The sequence below is a fragment of the Frankia sp. AiPs1 genome (assembly GCF_023716945.1).
In the GTDB taxonomy this organism is placed as follows: Bacteria; Actinomycetota; Actinomycetes; order Frankiales; family Frankiaceae; genus Frankia.
Window position 1 is genome coordinate 1 of sequence record NZ_JAMQQF010000325.1, and the last position, 6,444, is coordinate 6,444.

At 73.8% G+C, this 6,444-nt stretch carries 5 protein-coding genes; all 5 read left to right on the plus strand.

Features of this window, described 5'->3' with window-relative positions:
- The first annotated feature begins 799 nt into the window (after positions 1 to 799).
- Complete coding sequence (locus ND748_RS21925; protein WP_251747861.1) at positions 800 to 2,392, plus strand: ABC transporter substrate-binding protein; 1,593 nt, start codon at positions 800 to 802, stop codon at positions 2,390 to 2,392.
- 4 nt (positions 2,393 to 2,396) lie between these two features.
- Entirely contained in the window at positions 2,397 to 3,368 is a 972-nt protein-coding gene (locus ND748_RS21930) for an ABC transporter permease (protein ID WP_251747862.1), read from the plus strand.
- On the plus strand, positions 3,365 to 4,369 hold the full coding sequence (locus tag ND748_RS21935; protein WP_251747863.1) for an ABC transporter permease: 1,005 nt from the start codon (positions 3,365 to 3,367) through the stop codon (positions 4,367 to 4,369). Before ND748_RS21930 ends, ND748_RS21935 begins: the two co-directional genes overlap by 4 nt.
- Positions 4,366 to 5,604 carry an ABC transporter ATP-binding protein gene (locus ND748_RS21940; protein WP_251747864.1) on the plus strand — a complete coding sequence of 413 codons (1,239 nt, stop codon included), beginning with the start codon at positions 4,366 to 4,368 and terminating at the stop codon, positions 5,602 to 5,604. Before ND748_RS21935 ends, ND748_RS21940 begins: the two co-directional genes overlap by 4 nt.
- On the plus strand, positions 5,601 to 6,444 hold an 844-nt coding region (locus ND748_RS21945; RefSeq protein ID WP_251747865.1), incomplete at its 3' end, for an ATP-binding cassette domain-containing protein. The genes ND748_RS21940 and ND748_RS21945, both read left to right, overlap by 4 nt.

Consider the following 6,444-nt stretch of genomic DNA (forward strand, 5'->3'; position numbering starts at 1 on the left):
GCCGAGCCCGTCGCCGGCGCGGGGGCAGGCGCGAAGGCGGTGGGCACTGGTGGGACGGCAACGCCAGGCGGGGTCCAGGCCGGCGAGATCCCGGCCGGCGGGGTCCAGGCCGGCGAGGTCCAAACCGGCGGGGTCCAAACCGGCGAGATCCAGGTCGGCGAGATCCCGGCCGGCGGGGGCGGCGGACCGCCGGCGGTCGCGGGATTGTCACCGAGCGGCCCGACCCACCAGCCGCAGAAGACGAAGGCGGCGTTCTCCCCAGCGGCCTGCAGTTCACGGCCGAGCAGGCGAACCCATCGTCCCGCGGCCGCGCGCAGACGCCCCCAGGTCCCACCGTGCCCACGTCCCACCGTCGCCACGTCCCACCGTTCCCGTCGATGCCTCGGCCGGTGCCGGTCCCGCGGCGTCCCGTCCATCCCGTCCGGGTCGATCATGCGCGCGGCCGCTAAAGGCGGGCTTGCCCCACCACGCCACGCCCGCCACCACTACCGCCACCACGTCCGCCGCCGCGCCCGGTCGGCCCGCCGGGCAGCGAAGTTGGCGGATTCCTCACCAAGTCGGTGGGGTACTCGTTATTGTCCGTTGTACCGACGAGTTCAGTCTCCTGAAAGGGAGCGGCAATCCTGGCCGGCGCGGGCATCAGACGCGCGGGCATCTGACCGTGCCGCCGGGCCCCCCGGGGTGGCCGGCGCCGCGTCGCCCCGACCGCCCGGCCAGCGGCACCCGTCGGTCCGACCCGCAGAAACGCACCCACCGGACACACCCAGACCTCATGCCTCCGACGGAGCCGCTCGAAATCATGGAACAGACTCACCTCACCCGCCCGCTCCGCCCGGCGGCGCGGCGGTTCACCCGGGCCGCAGCGATCATGATCACCTCGCTGCTGGCCGCGACCGTCGGCCTGCTCACGGCCTGCGGCTCGTCGTCGTCCTCATCCCCCGCGGGCTCCCCACGGGCCGGGGGGACGCTGACCGTCCTGTGGCCGGCGGACCCGATCGACCTGTCCACCGACGACGGGTTCGGCCTGCAGATGATCTCCGGGTCGATCGAGCGACTTGCCGTGTACGACGCCCTGGTCGCGCTCACCCCCGCCGACGGGCTGCAGTACCGCCTGGCCACCTCGCTCGGCTCCACCGACAACCTGACCTGGACCCTGCGCCTGCACGACCGGCTGGTCTTCAGCGACGGAACGCCGCTGGACGCGGCGGCGGTGCGGGACAACTGGAACCTGCTGGCCGACCCGTCGAGGAAGTCGCGCAGCGCCGCGGTCGCCCAGCGGATCGCCTCGCTCACCGTCGTCGATCCGGTGACGCTGCGGATCACGCTGAAGGCGCCCGACGCCCAGTTTCCACGGCTGGTCGCCCAGACCCCGCTGACGTTCATCGGCTCCCCCACCGCGCTGCGGGCCAAGGGGGCGGGTTTCAAGACGGCGCCGGTCGGCGCGGGGGCGTTCACCGTCCGGGAGTGGCTCCGCAACGATCACGTGACGCTCGCCCGCAACCCTCGTTCCTCGGCGCACGCCAACGTGGACACCATCGTGGTCAAGACCGTCCCGGACGAGACGCAGCGTTACAACACGCTGCTGGCGGGCGGCGCGGACGTCGCCTTCTCCGCCAACCTCCGCACCGGGATCACCGCCGCCAAGGCGGGCCTGATCAACCAGCAGACCTTCAGCGACGGCGGCCTCAACCTGCTGTTCAACGTCACCGCCGCGCCGTTCGACGATCTCCGCGCCCGGCAGGCGGTCGCCTATGCCCTCGACCCGAAGGCGCTCAACGCGGCCCTGTTCGACGGGACCGCGAAGGTGCCCACCAGTTTCCTGCGCGAGGACTCCCCGTTGCACAGCTCCGTGCCCGTGCCCGGACCGGACGCGGCCCGGGCGCAGGCCCTGTTCGACGAGCTCGCCCGCGCGGGCAAGCCCGTGTCGTTCACGATCGTCACCCCGCTGAACTTCAGCAACGTCGCCGAGTGGGTGCAGTCCCGGCTGGCCGGGTTCCACAACGTCCGGGTGAAGGTCGACGCGATGGCCCAGACGCTGCCGGTGCTCACCGGCGCCTTCCAGGCCACCCTCACCGGCACGCCACGGTTCGTGGACCCCTACCCGCAGCTCGCACTCAACCTGGCGACGGGCGGACCGAGCAACTACGGCAAGTTCTCCGACCCTGCGCTCGACGCAGCGCTGCGCGACGGCCAGCAGTCCACCGACGACGGCGCTCGCACGCGGGCCTACGAGGCCGCACAGCGCGTCATCGCCGCGAAGGTCCCGCTCGCCGGACCCCTCTACCGGCTGCCCAGCCAGTACCTCCACGGGAAGTCGACCTTCGCCGACGGAAACCTTCCGATCATCAACGACGGCGTCCTCGACATCACCCGTCTGTCCAAGGCGGGGTGAGGCGGTGGCGACAGGCCGCGGCGCGATCGCCCGGCTGGTCGGGCGCAGGCTGCTGCGCACCGGTGCGGTGCTGCTCCTGGTGGGTTTCGGCGTCTCGTTCCTCATCAATCTCACCCCTGGTGATCCCGCCTTCGCGCTGCTGGGGGACCAGGCGACAGGCGAGCAGATCGCCGCCGTCCACCAGCAGCTCCACCTCGACGACCCCTTCCTGAGCCGCTACTGGAGCTGGATGATCGGGATCGCACACGGCGACTTCGGGACGTCGTACCTCACCGGCGAGCCGGTCCTGACCGCGATCGCCGCACGGTTGCCGGTGACCGGCGAGCTGGTGCTGCTCGCCCTCGGCGCCGCGTTGGCGATCGCCGTGCCGGTCGGGGTCCTCACCGCGCACCGGGCCGACGGCCGGGTGGACCGCGCCTGGTCGGTGGCCTCCTCCGGGCTGATCTCCACCCCGCCGTTCGTTCTCGCCCTGGGGCTTGTCTACCTGCTCGCGCTGCGGGTCGGTGGCTTTCCCGCGACGGGCTGGGTGCCCGCGGCCGACGGTCTCGGCGCGAACCTCCACCACGCCGTCCTGCCGGCCGCCACCCTGGCGCTGGCCCTCGTCCCCACCTACTCCCGGATGCTGCGCGCCGACATGATCACCACCCTGCAGGAGGACTACATCCTCGCGGCCCGCTCCCGGGGGCTGCCGGTGCGCCGCATCCTGTTCCGCCACGCCCTGCGGCCCTCGTCGTTCTCCCTGGTCACGCTGACCGGGATCAGCATCGGTCAGCTCATCAGCGGCGCGGTGGTGGTGGAGGTGCTGTTCGCGCTGCCGGGCGTCGGGCAGCTCATCGTCACCAGCGTCACCGCGAAGGACGTCCCGGTCGTGCAGGGCGTCGTCATGTTCCTGGCGGTCGTGTACTGCGCGGCCACCGCCGTCACCGACGTCGCGTACGGCTACCTCGACCCACGGGTCCGGATCCGGCCGGCATGACGACGACGACACCGGCACCGGACGGCGGCGCAACCGGCGCAGCACCGGACTCCACGGGGGCGGGACGACCCGGCGGGACCGCCGAGACCCGCCAGAGCGCCGTCACCGGCACCGGCGAGACGGGCGAGAGGGGCGAGACGGGCGAGACGGGCGCGCGGCGTCGGCCCGGCCTACCGAGGGGCCTGCGGGGACTGTCCCGCTGGCTCGCGCTCGGCTGGATCGCACTGGTCGTGGCCGCGGCGGTGGTCGCGGACCTGCTGCCGCTGCGCCCCTACGGCGCCATCGTGCCCGGCGTCGGCACGAGAACCGCCCCGCGGTGGGCGGCCGAGTTCCTCGGCACCGACGCCATCGGTCGCAGCGTGGCCTCCCGGGTGGTCTACGGCGCCCGGGAGTCGCTGCTCGTCGGGGTGGGCTCGGCGGCGCTCGCCATGGCCGCGGGGCTGGTGACCGGGATCGTCGCGGGCTACTTCCGGCGGTGGGTCGACGCCGCGATCAGCCTGGTCCTCGACGCCCTGCTGGCGGTGCCCGCCCTGGTCCTGCTGCTCGCGGTGGCCGCGGTAGGCCGTCGGGGCACGGTCACGATCGTCCTCGGACTCGCGGTCGTGGGCATGCCGAGCTTCGCCCGGCTCGCCCGCGCGAGCACCCTGGCGATCGTCGACCGGCCCTACGTGGACGCGGCGCGGGTGCTGGGCACGGGCCCCTGGCGCATCCTGCGACGCGAGGTACTGCCGGCAGTCCTGCTGCGACTGTCGCCGTTCGCGTTCGTGTTCATGGCGTTCGCCGTCGTCGCGGAGGCGTCGCTGAGTTTTCTGGGCCTCGGCGTGCCCCCGCCGGCACCGAGCTGGGGAGGAATGATCAACGACGGACGACCCTACCTGGACGGCGACCCCTACCTGGTGTTCATCCCTGCGCTCTGCGTGTTCCTGACCGTCGCGTCGTTCACCGTCGTCGGCGACCATGCCCGTCGCCGGTTCGACTCCCGCGCCTCCGGGCTGCGATGAGCGTCGACGCCCGCCGGGACCCCCGGCCACCGGCGCCGCTGCTGGCCGTCGATGCCCTGACCACGATCCTGCCGACCCGGGGCGGAGCGCTGCACGCCGTGGACGGCGTCTCCTTCACCCTCGGCGCGGGCGAGGTGCTCGGCGTCGTCGGCGAGTCCGGTTCGGGCAAGACGATGCTGGCCCGCACGGTGATGGGGCTGGCGCCACCGGCGGCCCGCACGTCCGGGTCGGTGCGGTTCGCCGGCCGGAACCTGCTCGACGCCCGCCCTCGGGACCTGCGCGAGGTGCTCGGTCCCGGTCTCGCCATGGTGTTCCAGGACCCTGCGACCGCCCTGAACCCGGTGACGAGGATCGGCCGGCAGCTCGTCGAGTCGCTGCGGCTGCGCCGCGGCCTGGATCGGCGGGCGGCGCGCGACCAGGCGGTCGGCCTGCTAGCCCGGGTCGGCATCCCCGACCCCGAGCGGCGGGCGGCCAGCTACCCCCACGAGCTGTCTGGCGGGATGCGCCAGCGGGTGTCCATCGCGCTGGCCGTCGCCTGCGGACCGCGGGTGCTGCTCGCCGACGAGCCCACGACCGCCCTGGACGTCACGGTCCAGCGCCAGATCCTCGACCTGCTCGCGGACCTGCAGCGCGGCGAGGGCATGGGCATGCTGCTGATCACCCATGACCTCGCCGTCGTCGCGGAACGGACCGAACGGCTCATGGTGATGTACGCCGGTCAGATCGTCGAGAGCGGTCCGACACCGGCGGTGGTGCGCGCGCCGCGCCACCCCTACACCGCCGCGTTGCTCGCCTCGACCCCTCGCCTGGACCGGCCGATCCACGCCCGGCTGGACACCGTGCCCGGCCAGCCGGCCATCCCGGTCGACCCCGCCGCCGGCTGCCGGTTCGCCCCCCGCTGCCCCCGGGCGCAACCGCGATGCCGGCGCGAGAGTCCGCGACCCACCACGGTCACCGGCCCGATCACGTTGGCCTCGGACGCGGCCGCCCCGACCCGGGCGCACACCGTCGCCTGCTTCCACCCGACGCCCCCTGCGACACCCGATGCAATACCCACCGCAACACTCACTGCGACACTCACTGCGACACCCGGTGCAACACCCATCGCGACGCCCACTGCGACGCCCACTGCGGCGGGGACGCCGGGCGCACCTGACCCGGGCGGCCTCCACGGCCAGCCCGTCCGGGTCCCGCCGCCCGCAGGCCGCCTCGACGCCGGTGGAGATGCGCCATGACCGGCGAGGATCGTCTCCTGCAGGTCCGGGACCTCGTCGTGGAGTACCCGGGGCCGCGCGGGTCGACCGTGCGCGCGGTGCGCGGGGTGAGCTTCAGCATCCGCCGCGGCGAGACCCTCGGGCTGGTCGGAGAGTCCGGGTGCGGCAAGTCGTCGACCGCGCGGGCGGTGATGATGCTGCGCCGTCCCACGGCCGGCCAGGTGGAGTTCGACGGCCACGATCTCGCCCGGCTGCCCGGGCGAGAGCTGCGCAGGGTCCGCCCCCGCCTGCAGATGATCTTTCAGGATCCGGCGTCCTCGCTCAATCCCCGGCGCACCGTCGCCGACCTCGTCGCCGAGGGCCTAGCGGTCCACCGACTGCCCGGATCCCCGCAGCGGCAGGTCGCCGACGCCCTGACCGCGGTGGGCCTCGACCCGGCGACCATCGGTCCGCGACGACCCTTCGAGCTCAGCGGCGGCCAGTGCCAGCGGGTCGCACTCGCCCGGGTGCTCGTCCTGCGCCCCGAGCTCGTCGTCTGCGACGAGCCGGTCTCGGCCCTCGACGTGTCGGTGCAGGCGCAGATCCTCAACCTGCTGGCGGACACCCGGCGGCTGCGGCGGCTCAGCCTGCTGTTCATCGCCCATGACCTCGCCGTCGTCCGGCAGGTCAGCGACCGGGTGGGGGTCATGTACCTGGGACGGATCTGCGAAATCGCCCCGGTGGAGAAGCTCTACGCCCAACCGCGCCATCCCTACACCCAGGCCCTGCTCGCGGCGGTCCCCAGCCTCGACGGCGCCCCGCCGTCCTCGGCCGCGCCGCCGCCCCCGGGCGCCCCGGCGGCCGAGGAACCACCCTCGCCCC

Coding starts and splice junctions, on each gene's coding strand:
- ND748_RS21925 (WP_251747861.1), top strand. CDS start 800: ATGGAACAGACTCACCTCACCCGCCCGCTCCGCCCGGCGGCGCGGCGG.
- ND748_RS21935 (WP_251747863.1), top strand. CDS start 3,365: ATGACGACGACGACACCGGCACCGGACGGCGGCGCAACCGGCGCAGCA.
- ND748_RS21940 (WP_251747864.1), top strand. CDS start 4,366: ATGAGCGTCGACGCCCGCCGGGACCCCCGGCCACCGGCGCCGCTGCTG.